Source organism: Bradyrhizobium sp., assembly GCF_035935975.1.
Lineage (GTDB): Bacteria > Pseudomonadota > Alphaproteobacteria > Rhizobiales > Xanthobacteraceae > Bradyrhizobium.
Map to the genome: position 1 here is coordinate 38,074 of NZ_DASYWN010000023.1, position 17,978 is coordinate 56,051.

Genomic DNA, 17,978 nt, shown 5'->3' on the forward strand with positions numbered 1-17,978 from the left:
AAAGATGGCAGGCGGATTGGAGCCGCGAATCGTGGCGCAATCAAGCAGGATCGATGCACGCCATGGCCGCTGCCGGGTATTTTTCCGTTCATTCCCGGTTCAGATTCCGCGCATCAGCAACGCCTTGAAATCGGCGCGCGCTCGCTGCGCTTCGGCGCGCGCGACCTCGGAGGCCTCGCCGAGGCCGAAATAACCGTGGATCAGGCCGGCGCCTTCGTGGTGCTTGACCCGCACGCCGGCGGTCTCCAGCGCGCGCGCATAGGCGGCGCCCTCGTCGCGCAGGGGATCGAACCAGGCGGTGGTCACGATCGCGGGTGCGAGCCCTTTGAGCGACGCGGCGCGCAGCGGCGAGACCCGCCAGTCGGCGCCGTCCTTGGGATTGGCGAGATAGTGGCCGGAGAACCATTCCATCGTGGCGCGCGTGAGGAAGTAGCCCTCGGCATTCTCGTCGCGCGACGGAAAGCGTGCGTTCTCGCGCGCATCGGCATAATTGCCGACGACGTCGGTGACGGGATAGACCAGCAGCTGCGCGGCGAGCGCGATGCCGGCATCGCGGCAGGCGATCGCGGCGGCGGCGGCGAGGTTGCCGCCGGCGCTGTCGCCGGCAACGCCGAGACGCTTGGCGTCGCCACCAAATTCCGCGATGCGGTTGAAGATGTCGCTCGCTGCGGCAAAGGCGTCCTCGTAGGCGCCGGGAAAACGCACCTCCGGCGGGCGGCGATAGTCGACGGAGACGACGACCGCGCCGGTCTCGATCGCGAGATTGCGCGCCTGCCGGTCATGGGTATCGAGATCGCCCGCGACCCAGCCGCCGCCATGGAAGAACACCACGGTCGGCGCGGGGGCGGTGCCGACGCGATAGACGCGGGCATCGAGCGGGCCGGCGCCGCCTTTCACCTTGATATCCTGCACGGCGTCGACGGGCGGCGGTGCCACCTCCGCGCGCGAGGCAGCCAGTGCGCGCAAGGCATCGCGGGCGCTCTGTGGCGTCATCGTGGTGGGATCGCGCAGCGGCAGCAGCGGAATGATCTGGGCGATGACGGGATCGAGCGGTGCGGGCATTGCTGAAGTCCTCGGGTAGTCCTTGGGCTGGGTTCTTGGTCTTGGTTGCGGGTTAGCATAGATTTGGCGCACCGCATCGGCAACCGATTACGCGTTACAATTGCAATGCCGCGGAATGAACGGGCAGGGAGGCCAAACAGGTGGAATTCGAAACGCTGGTCCAGTCGCGCCGCAGCGTGCGCGGTTTCAAGAACGAGCCGGTGCCGCGCGCCGTGGTCGAGGCGATCATCGAGAGTGCCAAGCGCGCGCCGTCGTCGATGAACACCCAGCCCTGGCATGTCCACGTGCTGACGGGCGCGCCGCTCGAAGAGGTGCGCCGTCGCAACATGCAAGAGATGGTCGGCGGCGCCAGGGTCAAGCGCGACATCATCAGCCATGGCGAATATCAGGGCGTCCATCGCAACCGCCAGGTCGACATCGCCAAGAAGCTGTTCGGCGCGATGGGGATCGCGCGCGACGACAAGCCGATGCGCCAGGATTGGGTGCTGCGTGGCTTCCGTCAGTTCGACGCGCCGGTCTCGCTGGTCTTGACCTATGACCGCGTGCTCGATCCCGGCGCGGTCTGTCATTTCGATCTCGGCGCGCTCTGCTACGGCATCGTGCTCGCGGCGTGGGACCGCGGCCTCGGCTCCGTCATCAACGGGCAGGGCATCATGCGCTCCGACATCGTGCGCGAGGTCGCGAAGATTCCGGAAGAGGAAGTCATCATGACCTGCGTCGCGATGGGCTACCCCGACGACAACTTTGCCGCGAATGCGGTGCGCTCGGATCGCGAGCACAATCAGGAGTTCGTACGTTACGTCGGTTTTGCCGATTAGCACGACAAGCCGCCTCGTACGGAGAAGAATTCTGTCACCGAAATTTTTCGTGCGGAGTCCCCGATGGCCCTTGCAATCTCGATCGTGCGGGAGGAACAATATGCGGATTGAAGGGTTTGTTGCTGGCGCGAGGGAATTGATATGCGGCGGCTGGCTAGCCTGGTGCGACGGTTCTTGGGCCCGCGAGTGCGGCGCCCGATCGATGATGATCCCACTCTTCCCTTCACACCCGAGGAGCTCAGTCGGCTGATCCGCAGCGGCAAACGCGAGGATATGAAGCTGCTTGCGGAGGGCCTTGCCTGTCGCTCGATTCCGCCCCGCGCCAGATATCGCGCGACGCACTGAGGTTTGTGCCGGGGATCGTTGCCGCGCTCAACGCGTGAGGGCGACCTGCTTGAACGATGTGACCAGCGCCTTCTCCAGCTTTCCATTCATTCCGCAGAGAATGTTATAGGCCTCGGCGCGCGGCATCGTCGGCTTGTAATGGCGGTGCTCGATCAGCGCCGCGAAGATGTCCGAGATGGTGAGGATCCGCACGATGTCGCCGATGCTCTCGGCGCAGAGCGCATCCGGATAGCCGCTGCCGTCGAGATATTCGTGATGATGGCGCACGGCATCGAGGATCTCGGGCGAGATCCCCTCGTGTTCCTTCAGGAAATCATAGCCCGCGGCCGGATGCGTTTCGATCATGGCGCGCTCGTCGGGATCGAGGCGGCCCGGCTTGTCGAGGATGGCGAGCGGGATCTGCGCCTTGCCGATGTCGTGGAACATGGCGGCCGAATAGAGGCGCTCCAGATCGGCGCGGCCGACGCCGAGGCTGAGGCCGAAGTCGATGGCGACGCCGGTCACGAGCAGGCAGTGCTGATAGGTTCCCTCATGGTGGCGCCGTACCGTCGTGAGCCATTCGGACAGGCCGTGCCGGGTGATGCGGTCGGCAATCTGGCGACCCACTTCCTTGGTGCCGGCGACGTCCAGCGGCTGGCCAAGCGTGACGGAGGTGAACATCGATGCGATCGCGGTCGCCGCGCTCTCGACCGCGTTGTCGGGCTGCGCCAGGTCGCTCGAGGTGGACAAAGGCTCGGCGGCATCGGACAGCGCGGCGAGCAATTTCGCCCGGCTGACCACGCCCGGAAGCACCAGCGTCGCGCCGAGCGCGTAGGCCTGTGAAATGCCGACGTGAGAGGTGTGCTCGAGCAGAAAGATGCGCTTCTTGGCCTTTGCGAGCTTGCCAGCCCGCTTCTTGATGGCTGCGATGTTGTCGACATCGCGCAGCTCCGCGCGGATGACGATGGCGGACGGCACCTGGGCGAGTTTGGCGTCGGCGTCGAGCCGTTCGCCCGCGACGTTGAATTTCTCTTCGAGGATCGAGCGCATGCCGGACAATTTGTCCGACGTGTCGGCCAATATCTGGACAAGCGGGCGGGCTGTCTCTCCTTCTCGGACTCCGCCGTCGCGATTGACGGAGCCTGTTATGGTGCGCGCGTTCTGCACGGGTTGACCTGAGACCTAATGTCCTATGCGTGAAGTGAAATCCGGGATTATTGAGCGGAGTCCCGAGCTGAGACTTTGGCGGCGGCCGCCGGTGCGCTCGCCGACTTCTTCTTGCCGTCTGCCGTGATGAAGTGGACGCCGGCCGTGGTGCCGTCGATCCAGACCAGCTCGCAGCGCCGATAGGCGAGCCCCGTCGAGGACAGCACCATGAAGAATTCCTTGGCCTGCAGCACGTCGAGCGTACCTTCGACCTCGATCTTGGCGCCGCTGTTCGACACGTCGAGCAGCACGCAGCTGCGCCGCCAGGTGCCGTCCGAACCCATCAGGTTGACGGGTTGCCGGTGATCCATTTTCACGCGAGAGGCTTTGCGACCGTCGAATCTCATCGGTTAACCCCCACCTTTTGCGCCACGATGTCCCGGATCGCTCGTATTGGCGCGTGCTGCGATTTCCCCCCAGCGCACCGTCCATTGGCTGGTCGACAACAAAAGCGTTTCGAAGATGTGTTGCGCGCGTTCGCGCTCCGCGAAGGACAGCCGTGCGCCGCCGCGATTGCCCAGGATGGCGAGCGTGGTCGCCCAGTTCAGCCGCGAGGCGCGGCAGGCCATGACCAGGCCCTCGCAGTCGCCGTCGGTCATGACGTGCTCGACGATCTCGATCGGCGCGCCCGAGAGCACCGACAGCGCCGTGACCAGATTGGCGGTTTCGCCGCGGATCGCGAAGCGGTTCACCGTGGAATCGTTGAGCTTGCCGACGCGGCTGAGGGCGACGATCTCCGGCCGCGCATTCGCATAGGCGGCCGGGCCCGGCAGCCTGGGTGTGACCGGCGCGTATGCGGGCGCCGGCGGGACGGCGGAGGCGTTGGGCTTGGCCGGTGCTGCCTTGCCGGGGGAGATCTTGCCGGGGGAGACGGAGAGCAGTTTCCGCACGATGAGGTCGGGCGTATCCGGCCGCAACACCAGCGCCTTCGTGACCTCGTCATTCTGCCCGTGCCTGTCGATCAGGGCAGCATGGGCGGCTTGGGAGAATTTGGTTCCCGGGTTCTTGATCAGCGCAAGGCAGAGCGCAGGGCCACCGTGCTTGATCAGCGCCTCGGTCACGTCGGCCGCGATGCTGTCGCGGGCGCCGATCGCAAATTGCTGCCGCTCGCCGCGCGTCGCCGCGATTATCGCGAGATCGGCCGCGGACAGTGCCGGCGATCTGAGGAGGAGCGGACAGGCGATCTCCGGATCCTCATGCGAGGCCAGATGGCGTAATGTCTCCTGCGGCGCCACGTTCAGCTCGGCGAGTGCGTTGCTGAGCTCGACCAGTGCGCCGGGAGCAACCCGCGCGGCAAGGCGCAGCAGGACGCCGTCGACCACGTTGACGAGCATGTCCTGGGGCAGATTGCCGCCGGCCGCGAGCAGGCGGACTATGCCCGATAGGATGCGTACGCAGCGCTCCGGCGGGCTGTTTGCGACCGCGTCTTCCAATTCGACGAGGCTATCGGCAGGCGAATGTGCCATCATGGCAGGGGCCTGTACTTAAATAAATTTTGTCGATCCAACGCCCTTCATTCCGCCCCAGAGCCGTTAATTTGAAATTTAGACCTGGCCACCCCGGGTATCCGCGCACCGCCTGCTGCACTGGAAACGCTATCGAAATTTGGCAGTAGTCGAACCGCGACTTGTTCTTTGCATGGGACACTCGCCAACTGATCGAGGCGGACCGGCATGATTCCTTTGGTCCGGCAGGACGACCGAAAGGGGGGAATTCAGACCGGCGCTTTCGCCGGACGCGCGTCTTTTCCCGACGTGGTTTTCATTTTGCCATGACCAGTAATGATGATGCGCCAGCGCTGGCGCCAAAGACATTTCGCTTTTCCGATGTCGACGAGTTTCGCAACGCAATCCGTGGACTGAATTTCGAGTTCACGCCTTTCGTGCGCAAAATCGCGGCCGAGCAGACCATCCTGTCGCTGCCCGGCTGCGACGTGAATCTGACGCTGGCGTTTCCACGCGTCGTCGATGCGCAGCTCGTCGATAATTGCACGGCGATCGGATTCACGATGGACGATCTCGATGTGCCCGTGCGCTTCAACGGCACGCAGCGCGCGCGGCCGGTCGTCGTGATCGGCAGCGGCGGGGCCGCCTACACCACGATCGAGGAAGTGCAGCGACAGATTGCCTCAGTGATCTTCCGCCCCGAGGTCACCGATCGCGGCTGGCCGCGGGCGGCCCTGAGCTTCAAGATTTTTGAGACGACCGCCGCAGGCCTCAACCGGTTGCGCGGCGTGGTTCGAGCGGTGCTGGCCGCAGCGTCGGATCCGGTTGATGTGCCGGAGCTGCCGCTGAAGGCCGCAGCCATGAAGGAATCCCTGCTCGGCGCCGTCGACGGCGCGTTCGAGAGCGTCGTTCCGGCACGCTGGACGCTGCGCCCCAACGACGAGCGGAACTTCAAGATCTTCCAGGACATCCGCGCGCTGCTGTCCGACGATCTCTCGCAGCCGATCTACAGCGAGGAGGTCGCGCGCAAGCTCGGCCTGTCCGTGCGCACCATGCATGACGTCGTCCGCCGCTACCGCGGCATGAGCCTGCACCGCTATCTGCGCCTGCGCCGGCTGTGGCTGGTCCGCCGGCGGCTGCTCGCCGGCGCCGACAGCGTCAAGGCCGTCGCGCTGGCGTTCGGCTTCTGGCATCTCAGCGACTTCTCCAGAAGCTATCGCGATCAATTCGGCGAGACACCGTCGGAGACGCTGGAGCACGGGCGCAGGCGATAGCGCGACAAGCCGCCGGAGTTTGTGCTAGCTATGCGCCCATGAGCAATCGCATCCTCGTCCTCTACGGTTCCTACCGTTCCGACCGCATGGGCGTCCGCCTTGCGGATTTCGTCATCAATCGTCTGCGCAGCCGCGGCGACGACGTCGAGTTCATCGACGCCAAGGCCATCGGCCTGCCCATGCTCGACCGCATGTACAAGGAATATCCCAAGGGCGCGGCGCCGGAGGCGCTGGAGAAGCTGGCCGGTCAGATCCGCGGCGCCGACGGTTTTGTCTTCGTCACGGGCGAATACAATTGGGGCATCCAGCCCGGCCTGAAGAATCTCACCGACCACTTCCTCGAAGAATGGTTCTGGCGTCCGGCCGCGATCGTCAGCTATTCCGCCGGCCGCTTCTCGGGCGCACGGGCTGCGACCGCCTGGCACGGCACGCTGTCGGAAATGGGCATGGTGGTGGTGTCAAGCACGATCGGCGTCGGCCCGATCGCGCAGTCGCTCTCGGCCGAGGGCGAGCCGATCGGCGAGGGCGGCATGGCGCTGGAGCGCGCGTTCCCGCGCTTTGCCGATGACCTGACGTGGTGGATCGAGGCCGCCAAGGCGCAGCGGGCGCGCAAGGCGCCGCCTTATTGAGGTCGCGTTGCGCGGATGGGGGTCCGTAGCCCGGATGGAGCGCAGCGCAATCCGGGGGCCTCGCACGTCATCGGCACCGTCCCGGATTACGCTTCGCTCCATCCGGGCTACGAATTCACGCTACGCGGCCCTGACTTCGCCGAGGAAGCGGTCGAACTGGCCGGCGAGATCGCGGGACTGGGTCGAGAGCTGCTCGGCCGCGCCCAGCACTTCCTTGGCGGCCGCGCCGGTATCGTCGGCGGCACGCTGCACGCCTGTGATGTTGGTGTTGACCTCCTGGGTGCCGCGGGCGGCCTCCTGGACGCTGCGGGAGATCTCCCGGGTCGCCGAACCCTGCTGCTCGATCGCGGCCGCAATCGCGGTGCCGATCTGGTCAATCTCGGCGATGACGTCGGCGACGTTGCGGATCGCCGCCACGGTCTCGTCGCTCGCGGACTGGATCGCCGTGATCTGCTCGGAGATCTCGGTGGTGGCCTTGGCGGTCTGGCCGGCCAGCGATTTCACCTCGGAGGCGACCACCGCGAAGCCGCGGCCTGCATCGCCGGCGCGGGCGGCTTCGATGGTGGCGTTCAGCGCCAGCAGATTGGTCTGCTCGGCAATGCTCTGGATCAGCGTGACGACGTCGCCGATCTTCTGCGCACCCTCGGCGAGCGCGCGGGCGGTGTCGCCGGTGCGGCGGGCATTGTCGACGGCGCGGGCCGCGATCTCGGTCGATTGCGCGACCTGACGGCCGATCTCGGAGATCGACGAGGTCAGCTCTTCCGTGGCGCTGGCGACGGTCTGCACGTTGGTCGAGGTCTGCTGCGAGGCGGCGGCGACGACTGCGGCCTGGCTGTTGGTCTGGGACGCCGTCGAGGTCATCGACTGCGCCGTGGTCTCCATGGTGGAGGAGGCGCGGGACAGGCCGCCGACCAGTTCGGTGACCTTGGCCTCGAACGCGCGGGTGAGGCCGTCGAGCGCCTGGGCGCGACGCATCTTGCCGTCGTTCTCGGCCTGCTTCTCGGCGGCGAGCCGGTCGGCGCGGATCATGTTGTCCTTGAACACCTGGACGGCGGAGGCCATCGCGCCGATCTCGTCGGAGCGTTCGGCGCCGGGGATCTCTTCGGCGACCTCGCCCTCGGCAAGCCGCGACATCCGGGTCGTCAGATTGACGATCGGGGCGCAGACGCGGCGGCGGACCATGACGATGAGGCCGGCGCTGGCGATCAGCACGGCGAGGAGGCCGACGAGCGCGATGGTGAAGCTGGTGCGCGCGGCGGAGGAGGCGCCGGCGAGGATCTGCTCCGCGTTGTCATAGAAGGCGTCGCGGACGTCGATGATGGTGCTGAGGCCGCGCTGCGTGGCCGTGTAATAGGTATCGACGTCGTGTTCGTACTTGCCGCTGATCGCTCCTTCCTTCACGAGCTTGAGCTCGCGGCCGAACTCCTCGATATAGATCGCGTTGAACTTCTCCAGCGCAGCGGCGATGTTCGCCGGGGTCGAGGGATTGCCGCGCAATTCCTGCAGCGACATCACGATCTGGTCGTTGCGGCCCTGCGAACGGCTGATGTCGGCCTTCTCCGCGTCGGTCGCCGGTTTCTTGCCCCCGACGAGATTCTTGTGCAGGCTGGAGTTGAAGCCGCCGACGTCGCGCAGCGTCATCGCGACGTTGGCGTAGCTGGCTTGGCGGTAGGCATCGCCATTGAGGATCGCCATGCGGCGGACCTGCTCGTTGAGCAGCGCGGTGACGCCGCCGTTGAGCACGGCGTTGTCGGCGACGATCTTCTTGGCGGCGTCCTTGCGCGCCTCCGGCGGTCCAGCCATCGCCCTGTCGATGGCCTCGCGCAGCGCGCTGAATTTCGCGTTGATGCCGTCGATATTGCTGCCGATGGTGCTGCCGTCGTCGAACGGGCCGGGCAGCTCCTTGCGCAGAGTGTTCATCTTGTCGCGGGCGCCGTCCGTCTGCTTGCGCAGCTTGTCGTGCTCGGAGAGCTGTGCGGGGTCGTAGGTCGCGGGCCCGTAGAGGATGTTGGTGGCGAAGCCGCGCTCGGGGTTGAGATAGCGCGGGATGTCGCTGACCGCGCGGACGATCGCGAGCCGGCCCTGCGCCTCGCTGATCCTGTCCATGGTCTGGTACTTCGTCACGGCGACGTAGACGGCAAGGCCGCCGCCGACGGTCGAGAGCGAGACGATGGCGGTGGTCAGCAGCGTACCGATTTTCATGGTCTGTCCGGCAATTGCGCAGGTGGAGAAAAATATTCTGCGCGAACGATAGGCAGCCGGTGTTAATCGCGGGTTTACGTTGCCGCCCGGCATGCTCCTCCTGCATGCGTCCATTCGTCTAGGGCCGCGCCTCGCGCGAAAGCGCTTCAGGCGTAGGTCGCGCTAACGGTTCCCAGCGGACCGAAGTCGGCGACATAAGTCTCGCCAGCCTTCGGCCGCAGCATGCCCGTGAGCGTGCCGGTGCTGATGGTCTGCCCGGCCTTGAGGCCGATGCCGGTGCGCGACAGCTCGTTGGCGAGCCAGGTCAGCGGCACGAGCGGATGGTCGATCGCCTCCGCCGCGCTGCCGCGGCGCCTCTCGACGCCGTTGCAATTGAGCACGACGTCCTGATTCGCGATGTCGCGGCTGCGCCAGTCGGCGATGGGCTCGCCCAGCACGATCGTTCCCGATCCCGCGCCGTCGGCCAGGATCGCCGGCATCGGTGGAAACGCCGCGTCGTGGACGAAGCGGCATTCGGCAAGCTCGATGCCGGAATGCAGCGAGGCGACGGCATCGCCGATCTCTTCGACGGTGTAGGGCCTGGCGCGGGGCGGAAGGTCCGAGCCAAGGCGGGCCTGGTACTCGACCTCCGGGATCGGGCTGCACTGCCTGCTGTGCTCGACACGCGCGGGCGAGGCCTTGATCAGCGGCGCGAACACCCGCCCGTAGATAGGCGAGGAGGTGCGGAGCTGGCGTTGCAGCCCCGGCTTCATGCCGGCGATCTTCCAGCCGACGACGTCCCAGCCCAATTCCTCTTCCACCATCTGCGCGACGCGATACGCCGTGTCGGCATCGGGCGGCACCAGATGCGCATCGAGGCCGCTTCGCTGCCGGCTCTCGCGGCGCAAGGTGGCGAGATGGCGTGCGAGCTCGCGTTGTCGGGACAGGTCCATCGATGCGTATCCAATCTATTTGGCGGTGCGGGCGAGGGCGGCGGACAGGATCATCTCCAGCTCCTCCTGCACCTGATCGAGCGCGTCGGCGCTGCGGCTGGCGCGGCACATCGCGACCGTGCCTTCGATCGAGGCGACGACGAGTGTTGCAAGCCGCGTCGCGCGGTCGGCCGCCAATCCTTCGCGCAACAAGGCTGCGTGCATGATCTGCCGCCAATCGGCGAACACGCCGCCTGCGAGATCGAGCAAATGCTGCTGCGCCGTCTCGTCGTCCTTGTCGGAGGCTTCACCGATATAGCGGTCCACGGCCACGGCGAGCACGGGGCAGCCGGCCTCGAAGCCGGTCGCTTCCAGATGGCGGCGCCACGATGCGACGAAGGCCCTGAGACCGCCGATCACGCCGCGTTCGTTCATGGCTTTCTCCAGGGGAATGGACACCTGCCTGGCGGCGAAGGTCACGGCTTCGGCGATCAATTGCCGTTTGCCGTCCGGGAAGTGGTGGCTGATCGAGCCGCGCGGCGTCGCGGTGTGGCGGACGACGTCGCGCATGCTGGTGGCGTTGACGCCGCGGCGGCTCATCAGGTCGGCGGCGCCGGCGATCATCTTGTCGCGTGTGGTGGTCATCGAGGGTCCGGATTCGAGGCTGGAACCACACTATGACGCTTGACATAGTTGGTGCAAGCCGAAATATGACAGGCGTCATATTCGATTGCAGGGCGCCAGATCAGCATCGTCAGGGAGAGACACATGAGCGAAGGTCAGATCCGCACCGAAGTGCACGGCCACGTTTCAAGATCATCATCGACAATGCCGCGAAGAAGAACGCCTTCACGCCGGTGATGATGGAGCAATTGTCCGATGCGCTCACCGCGCTGCACGACAACGAGGCCTATCGTGTCGGTGTGATCTGTGCAGAAGGCAAGGATTTCACCGCAGGTCTCGACATGCCGAAATTCTTCGGTCCGACCGCGGAGAAGCGCAACATTAGGGAGGGCAATGTCGATCCGTTCGGCCTTGCCAAGCGCTGCCGCAAGCCTGTGGTCACCGCCGTGCAGGGCATCGTCTTCACCATCGGCATCGAACTGATGCTTGCCGGCGACATCGTGGTTGCGGCCGACGATGCGCGCTTCTGCCAGATGGAGGCCAAGCGCGGCATCGCGCCGCTCGGCGGCGCGCATTTCCGTTTCCTCACGCGCGCCGGCTGGGGCGATGCGATGTATCATCTGTTCCTGTGCGACGAGTTTTTGGCGCAGCGTGCGCACGCCATCGGCCTCGTCCAGGAGGTGGTGCAGCCGGGCCAGCAGATCGAGCGGGCGATGACGCTCGCCGCGATCATCGCGAACAACGCGCCGCTCGGCATCCAGGTGACCAAGGAAGCCGCGGCCAAATATATCGAAGGCGGCGAGGCGGCGGCGATCGCCTACATCCCGAAGATCCGCGATCGCGTGCTCGGCAGCGCGGATGCGAAGGAGGGCATTCAGTCCTTCATCGAGCGTCGCGCGGCCGTCTTCCAGGGCCGCTGACCTCAGGCGCTACGGCTGCCGATCGAGCTTCGACAGGATCTCCAATGTCGCGCCGTCGCGCTCGCCTGCGAAATAGCGGGCGAGCGCCTCGCCGAAAACGGGCTCATCCGAGACCGCGCCGAACAGTGTCATCGAGGAGCGGAATTTGGCGTCGTCGGGCGCGCCGAGGATGGCGTTGATGGTGCGCCCCTCGACCGCGAGCACGAGGCGGGTGCATTCGATCAGGCGCGGGCCGAGGACGGGGTGGGCGAGATAGGCCTCCGCTTCCGCCCGCGAGCCGATGGCGTAGCGCTGCGACATGGCGCTGAAGCCGAGGCCGGCGACCTGCGGAAAAATGAACCACATCCAGTGGCTCTGCTTCCGTCCCCGGGTCAGCTCCCCGTGGACGGCGCGATAAACAGGGTTTTGGGCCTGAACGAAGCGGTCTAGGCCAAAAGGATCGGTCATTGGATACCCCTCGAGGGCCTTGCCGGCCGCGATTATGCCTAACTTTTGGCTCCCAATGTGGTAGCTGGTATAGAGAGTCTCCGGGTGGGGGTTGGGTCCCCCGGGGGTCGATTTGGGGATCTGATGGTTTCCGACCGCGCACATGCCGAGAGGCTGTTGTCGCGCCGCCGTATTGGGCGAGCGGAGACGATACTGCTGTCTTTGGCTGCCGTCGCGCTGGCGCTGGGCGCCGCTGCCTGGGTCGCTGATATCGGCGACACGACCCCGCTCGTGACCGCCGCGCTGCCGCCGGCCAATGCCAATACGCCATCCTTTGAAGACCGCTTCGCCTCGACGTCGGGCAGCCCGGCCGTGCTCGGCCTGGGGACGCTGGAGCGCTCCGCCGTGAATGCGGTGCAGATCAAGCTCCGCGACGCCAAGGCGATGCTCGCCCAGAAGCTCCAGGGCGACGACTGGCGCTCGACCCTGACCGAGGACGACCGGTCGGTGGCCGAAGAGCCGCGGCCCTCGCAGCACGCCGACGCCATCCCGATGCCGCGCTCGCGCCCGGCGCAGGCGGACTTCTCGGCCCAGATCGCGTCCAGCCAGGCCTATGCCGAGGCCAATCCCAGGGTCGACAATCGCAACTTCTTCGAAAAGTTCACCGACAAGATCAAGCTGGCTTCGCTGACGCCCGACAGCGGCCTGTTCGGCAAGGCGCCTGATCTCGCCGCCCTCGGCTACGATTCGCGGACGGCGGTTTACGACATCAAGGCCAAGGCGCTTTATTTGCCGAGCGGTGTCGCGCTGGAAGCCCATTCGGGGATGGGCGCGCTGATGGATGATCCGGACCACGTGGATCAACGGATGGTCGGTGCAACCCCACCCGCGACCTACGATCTGAAGCCGCGTGAAAAACTGTTCCACGGCGTCCGCGCGCTGCGCCTGACGCCGACCGACGGCACCAGCGCACTCGGCCGCGTCGGCCTGCTCACCCACAATTACATGCTCGGACCGCGCGGCGACTCCAACGGCTGTGTCTCGATCAAGGACTATGATCGTTTCCTCAAGGCCTGGGACAATGGCGAGTTCAACCGCCTTGTCGTGGTGCCGAGCCTGGGCGGAGCGGCGACCGCTTCGCAGCGCGCCAGCACTGATTCCTGATATTTGCCGGAGGGCGGGGCTGCCGTTTTCGCTTCGTTAAGCCGTCATCGTCCAGAAGCAGCCCATGAGTGATCCATCAAGTTCCGAGACCCCGCTGCGCACGACGTTCAAGATTCGCCTGAACGGTGACACGCTGGCGATCGCGACGGTCGGCCAGGCCTATCAATTCCTCACCAACTTCAAATCCGTCGAGTGGATGGAATTCCGTGCGCTGCACGAGGAGGCTGTCGCGGCGCTCGAAGGCGCCGCTGACAACGCCATCCTCGCGGTGCAGGCCACCAACGCCGTGCGCGCGCTGTTCGTGAGCGCGAAGCTGCTCTGAGGTAGCCCTCGTAGCCCGGATGGAACGAAGCGTAATCCGGGATCTGTGCCACAAGCGAGTCGGCCCCGGATTGCGCTCCGCGCCATCCGGGCTACGGCGCGACGCTGTTGAACCCGTGTCTGTGCGAGCCGGCCGGGCTGTACGAGCAGGCTGAGGCCGCGTGAGGCGAGGGCGCTCTCCGTACCCAGTCATTGCGAGCCACCGGGGCCGCGCTTCGCGCGGACCCGGTGGCTCGCAATGACGGAGCAAGACGCGTCATCTCGACTCCCGCTCATGCCCCGGCTCCGCAGCGCCATCGCTGAAGAAGCGCTGCGTCCGGGGCACGAGCGGGATTCACGACGTCTCAATGCCTGTCGTCGTCGCGTCCGTCGTCGTCATCGTGGAAGTCGTGGTCGCCGCCTCGGTTGAAGCCGGGGTCGATGCAGGCGAAATTGCCGGCGTCGTTGGTCATGCCGCTGCCCTTGTAGGCCGCAATCCTCGGATAGACGCAGAGCGGCCGCGTGCCGCCGGTCGGGAAGTTCGTGGCAACGCGCGGATCGAACAGTCCGCCGGCGGGATAGGGCGAAGTGGCGTTGGTGTTGGTCGCGACAATGCGGTCCGGCGCGGTGCCTTTCTCGACCCAATCGGTGATGGCCTTGAGCTGGTTGGTCGCGAAGCTCGCGGTGGCCGCGCCGCCGCCGCAATGGGCCATGTTCGGCACCATGAACAGCCGCGCGAAATCGCTGGCGCGACCGCTCATGTGCCGGTCCATGTTGCGATACCAGCGGGCGATCGCAGCACCCGAGAAGATGCCGTCATTGACGGAGGAGGAGATGATCAGCTTGCCGCCGCGCGACCTGAACGGCCGCAGATCGGTCGAGACCGCGGCCATGAAGTCCATGCTGCTTTCGGGATAGGCCTGTGTCTTGGTGAAGATCTTCGGCGCGTCGGTGTCGAAGTTGAACTTGAACACGAAGGCTTCCTGACCGTTCGGCCCGTTCACGGGCGTGACGACCGGCGGGGTCTGGAAGATCATCGGGATCGCGCCCGCGCCGAGCGTCAGGTTGATCGCGGTGTTGACGTTCGGCACCGGCGCGGTGACGACGTTCCAGAGCTGCCAGCCCGCGCCGGGCGCGGTGGGCGGCGTCCAGATGCCGGCATCCCAGAACCAGTTCGAATAGAGCCGCTGTCCCTTGGAGTTGACCGGCCCGGCATAGATCTTCTTCAACGCGTCCACCTGCGCGCCGGTGAGGCAGGTGCCGCCATGCGGCGTGCTGCCGTGCGAGCCGGTGCCGCAGGTGTAGCTGGCGAGCGCCGGATAGACCTTCTTCGTCGTGCAGGCGTGATAATTGTCGATGATGCCGTCGACGAGGCCATCGAGCGCGTCGCAGGCGCTCAGGATCGCGGCCGATGCGACCTGAAGATCCTGGGCGGGGAACGTGTCGGGAATGAAGGGCTGCCCGTTGACGTCCTTGCTGGTTGCGAGCGTGCCGAGCACCTGCTCGTTCCAGGCTTCGGCGAGGCCCGCCTGCGGCAGGTTGAAGCCGGGGTTTTGCGAGATCACGCCGTCGAACAGCGAGGGGAAGCGCTGCGAGGCCATCATGGCGTCGCGGCCGCCGTTCGAGCAGCCCATGATGTAGGAATAGACGGTGTCGAGGCCGTAGAAATAGGAGATGATCTGCTTCGAGATCGTCGCGGTCTTCTCGATGCCGTTGTAGCCGTAGTCGCGGCGCGCCTGGGCGTCGATCGCGAAATGTGCGGAGCCGCCGGCATTGGGGTCGTCGTCCTGATGGCCGCCGACGACGTTGCTGGCGCTGTCTTCATGGCCGCCGTCATCGGCCGCAACGGCCCAGCCCTGGCCGAGCTCGACGCCGGCCGCGCCTTGCGGGTCGGCATTGAGGCTGCCGTCGGTACCGCCGCCGCCCATCATCTCGAAACGGCCGTGCCAGGTGTTCGGCAGGTTGAGCGCGAAGCCGATCCCGTAGGTGAAATGATCGGGATCCTGCGTCGAGACGCGCTTGTTGATGATGCCGATCACGTTGCAATAGCCCGACTTCTGCGTCGCGCTGAGGATCTGCGTGTTCGGCAGCGTCAGGCCGGTGAGGGCGGTGCAGGACGCGCGCGGCGCGACGCCGCTCGGTGGCAGCCCATGTGCGATGGCCTGCGGGCCGACGGACGCCCATGTGGCGATGATTGTCGAGGCGAGGAAAAGTCGTTTCATGGCATGCCCTCCCGGTTTCAACATTGATGATTGAACGCAAGCGTCCGACGTCTCGCGAGGCGGCGAGGCATCGAGTGGTCAGAGACGTTTTCTGAATCGCTGTCGGGAGAGATGCGCGTGCGCCGGCCAATGAGCCGTGACGCCGTTGCGCGCAAAACCACTTCGCCGCGATGCGCTGTGGCACGCGGATCGTCGCCCACCCCTGATGACGGCACGGACGTTTGCTCCCCTTGCGCTCCCCTTGAACCTGCTCGTGTCACGGCAGGTTTTCACGATCCTTAGGCGAGCGATGTTGCCGTGTCAACATGACGCATTGCGCGATATTGCCATGCAACCTGTCGTAGAAGCTGTATGCGCGAGGGCGAGGTTCGGCTCGGCTTCTCGATCCGGCCGCGTTGCGTTAGACTCGCTGTCCGAATCCTCGGGTCACGGCCGGATGCTCTTGCGTCGGCTTTGCGAAAGATGCGCGACGATGCAGCCAGGCAAGGCACGGGTGAGGAAACGGGTTGCGCGACCGCGGCAGGCGACGCGCGCGACGAAGCCGTCGCGACCGGCGCCGCGCATCGTGTCCGGCACCAAGGCGGCCAAGGCAAAGCCGCTTGCGCTGGGCGACCTCTCGCAACTGCTGGGCTACTCGATCCGCCGGGCGCAGCTTTGGATCTTCAAGGAATTCAGCCGGCAACTGGCGGCCTTCGAGATCAGCCCCGCCCAGTTTTCCGTGCTCTGCGTGATCGACGCCAATCCGGGCGTCAACCAGCTCGCCGTCGCGCAGCTGCTGTCGATCGAGCGGGCCGGGCTCGGCAGGCTGGTGGATCATCTGGAAGGCCGCGGCCTGGTGCGGCGCACGGCGTCTGCGATCAACCGCCGGTACTATGTGCTCTATCTGACCGAGGCCGGAACGGCGCTGCTGGGCCGGCTGAGGCCGGCGGCCGCCGAAAGCGACAAGGCGCTCGCGGCCAAGATCGGGCCGCGCGCCTACAAGGAATTGCAGCGGGCGCTGTCAGTCTTCGTCGCCGAGGCCTGAAAGCTCCGCAGCGCCAGACCCGTGGCGGCATGCCGCGGCGGCCGGACTTGGCAGGCCGCCCCTCCTTTATCATGGCTTGAACTGCGTGGCAGGAACGGGCAAACGGTCCGCGAAGACCGTGGCTTAGGCCACCCATTTCAAGCCTGACTCGGAGGGAGAGACCCCAATATGAAACGCCGGACGTTCCTCAAGGGCGGCGCAGTCGCCGGCGCAACGACGCTGGTTGCTGCACCTGCGATCGCGCAGTCCATGCCCGAGATCAAATGGCGCCTGACCTCGAGCTTCCCGAAGTCGCTCGACACCATCTACGGCACGGCGCAGACCTTTGCGAAATACGTGGCCGAGGCCACCGACAACAAATTCCAGATCCAGACCTTTGCCGCCGGCGAGCTCGTCCCCGGCCTGCAGGCGCTCGACGCCGTCAGCGTCAATACCGTCGAGATGGCGCAGACGCCGCTCTATTTCTACATCGGCAAGGAGCCGGCGCTGGCTTACGCCACCGGCGCGCCGTTCGGCATGAACCACCGCCACCAGGAGTCCTGGTGGTTCTTTGGCGGCGGCGCGGAGCTGACCAACGAGGCGCTCAAGCCCTTCAAGACCCACGCCATCCTCTGCGGTAATTCCGGCACCCAGATGGGCGGCTGGTTCCGCAAGGAGATCAAGACCGTCGACGATCTCAAGGGCCTCAAATTCCGTATCGCCGGCATGGGTGGCCATGTGCTGGCCAGGCTCGGCGTGGTGCCGCAGCAGCTCGCCGGCGGCGACATCTATGCGGCGCTGGAGAAGGGCTCGCTCGACGCGGTCGAGTTCGTCGGTCCCTATGACGACGAGAAGCTCGGCTTCCAGAAGGTCGCCAAGTACTACTACTTCCCCGGCTGGTGGGAAGGCGGCGCCATGCTGCACATGATCGTCAACGACGAGAAGTGGGCGAGCCTGCCGAAGCAGTATCAGGCGATCGTCAACCAGGCCGCCTCCGCGGCCGGCGCCTGGATGCTCGAGAAGTATGACAGCGTGAACCCGGCGGCGCTGAAGCGGCTGATCGCCAACGGCGCCGAGCTCAAGGCCTTCCCGCAGCCGGTGATGGAAGCCTGCTACAGCGCGACCCAGGAGCACCTGAACGAGCTCGCCGCCAAGAGCGACCTGTTCAAGCGCACCAAGGAAAGCCACGACGCGTATCAGAAGGAACTGCTGTTCTACACGCAGATCGCTGAAAACTTCTACGACAACTACCTGCTCAGCAAGATGCGGAACAAGAGCTGATCGTGAGGAGGGCGCGGTGACTACGCCGCGCCCGGCTCTACGGGACCTGAATGCGTGGTGCGTAGCCCGGATGGAGCGTAGCGTAATCCGGGGCCGCTGTGTCTGCTCGGATAGAACCCCGGATTGCGCTGCGCTCCATCCGGGCTACGGGACTGATCGGGTGGCGG

At 65.9% G+C, this 17,978-nt stretch carries 17 protein-coding genes; 8 read left to right on the plus strand and 9 right to left on the minus strand.

Annotated elements, in window-relative coordinates:
• Positions 1-99: 99 nt before the first annotated feature.
• A complete protein-coding gene (locus VGR99_RS11440) occupies positions 100-1,062 on the minus strand; it encodes an alpha/beta hydrolase (RefSeq protein WP_326898461.1) in 963 nt (320 codons plus the stop codon).
• A 140-nt stretch (positions 1,063-1,202) separates the two neighbouring features.
• On the opposite strand from VGR99_RS11440, the gene VGR99_RS11445 reads away from it, so the two are divergent.
• A complete protein-coding gene (locus VGR99_RS11445) occupies positions 1,203-1,880 on the plus strand; it encodes a nitroreductase (protein WP_326898462.1) in 678 nt (225 codons plus the stop codon).
• 372 nt (positions 1,881-2,252) lie between these two features.
• On the opposite strand, the gene VGR99_RS11450 is transcribed toward VGR99_RS11445, so the two are convergent.
• From VGR99_RS11450 to VGR99_RS11460, 3 genes are read right to left on the minus strand one after another with little or no spacing between them, the layout of a single operon-like run.
• Entirely contained in the window at positions 2,253-3,371 is a 1,119-nt protein-coding gene (locus VGR99_RS11450; protein ID WP_326898463.1) for an HD-GYP domain-containing protein, read from the minus strand.
• 47 nt (positions 3,372-3,418) lie between these two features.
• Positions 3,419-3,757: a PilZ domain-containing protein gene (locus VGR99_RS11455; RefSeq protein ID WP_326898464.1), complete on the minus strand. Its 339-nt coding sequence runs from the start codon at positions 3,755-3,757 to the stop codon at positions 3,419-3,421.
• 3 nt (positions 3,758-3,760) lie between these two features.
• Positions 3,761-4,879 (minus strand): DUF2336 domain-containing protein, encoded by a 1,119-nt coding sequence (locus tag VGR99_RS11460; RefSeq protein ID WP_326898465.1) that lies wholly within the window; start codon positions 4,877-4,879, stop codon positions 3,761-3,763.
• A gap of 302 nt (positions 4,880-5,181) precedes the next feature.
• On the opposite strand from VGR99_RS11460, the gene VGR99_RS11465 reads away from it, so the two are divergent.
• Together VGR99_RS11465 and VGR99_RS11470 are read left to right on the plus strand one after the other, a co-directional pair.
• Positions 5,182-6,129 (plus strand): AraC family transcriptional regulator, encoded by a 948-nt coding sequence (locus VGR99_RS11465; RefSeq protein ID WP_326898466.1) that lies wholly within the window; start codon positions 5,182-5,184, stop codon positions 6,127-6,129.
• A gap of 38 nt (positions 6,130-6,167) precedes the next feature.
• Positions 6,168-6,758, plus strand: a complete 591-nt coding sequence (locus VGR99_RS11470; RefSeq protein WP_326898467.1) for an NAD(P)H-dependent oxidoreductase — start codon at positions 6,168-6,170, stop codon at positions 6,756-6,758.
• Positions 6,759-6,878: 120 nt separating this feature from the next.
• On the opposite strand, the gene VGR99_RS11475 is transcribed toward VGR99_RS11470, so the two are convergent.
• The 3 genes from VGR99_RS11475 to VGR99_RS11485 form a co-directional block, all read right to left on the minus strand.
• Entirely contained in the window at positions 6,879-8,960 is a 2,082-nt protein-coding gene (locus VGR99_RS11475; protein ID WP_326898468.1) for a HAMP domain-containing methyl-accepting chemotaxis protein, read from the minus strand.
• 146 nt (positions 8,961-9,106) lie between these two features.
• A complete protein-coding gene (locus VGR99_RS11480) occupies positions 9,107-9,892 on the minus strand; it encodes a 2-keto-4-pentenoate hydratase (RefSeq protein ID WP_326898469.1) in 786 nt (261 codons plus the stop codon).
• 15 nt (positions 9,893-9,907) lie between these two features.
• On the minus strand, positions 9,908-10,516 hold the full coding sequence (locus VGR99_RS11485) for a helix-turn-helix domain-containing protein (protein WP_326898470.1): 609 nt from the start codon (positions 10,514-10,516) through the stop codon (positions 9,908-9,910).
• A gap of 65 nt (positions 10,517-10,581) precedes the next feature.
• Between VGR99_RS11485 and VGR99_RS11490 the strand changes: the two genes are divergently transcribed.
• Positions 10,582-11,415, plus strand: a complete 834-nt coding sequence (locus VGR99_RS11490) for a crotonase/enoyl-CoA hydratase family protein (protein WP_326898471.1) — start codon at positions 10,582-10,584, stop codon at positions 11,413-11,415.
• 9 nt (positions 11,416-11,424) lie between these two features.
• Here VGR99_RS11490 and VGR99_RS11495 read toward each other — a convergent pair whose 3' ends face one another.
• Positions 11,425-11,862: a DUF1810 domain-containing protein gene (locus VGR99_RS11495; RefSeq protein WP_326898472.1), complete on the minus strand. Its 438-nt coding sequence runs from the start codon at positions 11,860-11,862 to the stop codon at positions 11,425-11,427.
• Between the two features lie 192 nt (positions 11,863-12,054).
• Between VGR99_RS11495 and VGR99_RS11500 the strand changes: the two genes are divergently transcribed.
• Both VGR99_RS11500 and VGR99_RS11505 read left to right on the plus strand, forming a co-directional pair.
• On the plus strand, positions 12,055-13,005 hold the full coding sequence (locus VGR99_RS11500; protein WP_326898533.1) for a DUF2778 domain-containing protein: 951 nt from the start codon (positions 12,055-12,057) through the stop codon (positions 13,003-13,005).
• A gap of 64 nt (positions 13,006-13,069) precedes the next feature.
• A complete protein-coding gene (locus VGR99_RS11505) occupies positions 13,070-13,327 on the plus strand; it encodes a hypothetical protein (protein ID WP_326898474.1) in 258 nt (85 codons plus the stop codon).
• 343 nt (positions 13,328-13,670) lie between these two features.
• On the opposite strand, the gene VGR99_RS11510 is transcribed toward VGR99_RS11505, so the two are convergent.
• A complete protein-coding gene (locus VGR99_RS11510) occupies positions 13,671-15,527 on the minus strand; it encodes a tannase/feruloyl esterase family alpha/beta hydrolase (RefSeq protein ID WP_326898475.1) in 1,857 nt (618 codons plus the stop codon).
• A gap of 493 nt (positions 15,528-16,020) precedes the next feature.
• Here VGR99_RS11510 and VGR99_RS11515 point away from each other — a divergent pair, with 493 nt between their 5' ends.
• On the plus strand, positions 16,021-16,551 hold the full coding sequence (locus VGR99_RS11515) for a MarR family winged helix-turn-helix transcriptional regulator (RefSeq protein WP_326898476.1): 531 nt from the start codon (positions 16,021-16,023) through the stop codon (positions 16,549-16,551).
• Positions 16,552-16,719: 168 nt separating this feature from the next.
• The gene (locus VGR99_RS11520; RefSeq protein ID WP_326898477.1) at positions 16,720-17,811 is read left to right on the plus strand and encodes a substrate-binding domain-containing protein; all 1,092 of its coding nucleotides are present in this window, start codon (positions 16,720-16,722) and stop codon (positions 17,809-17,811) included.
• Positions 17,812-17,978 lie beyond the last annotated feature (167 nt).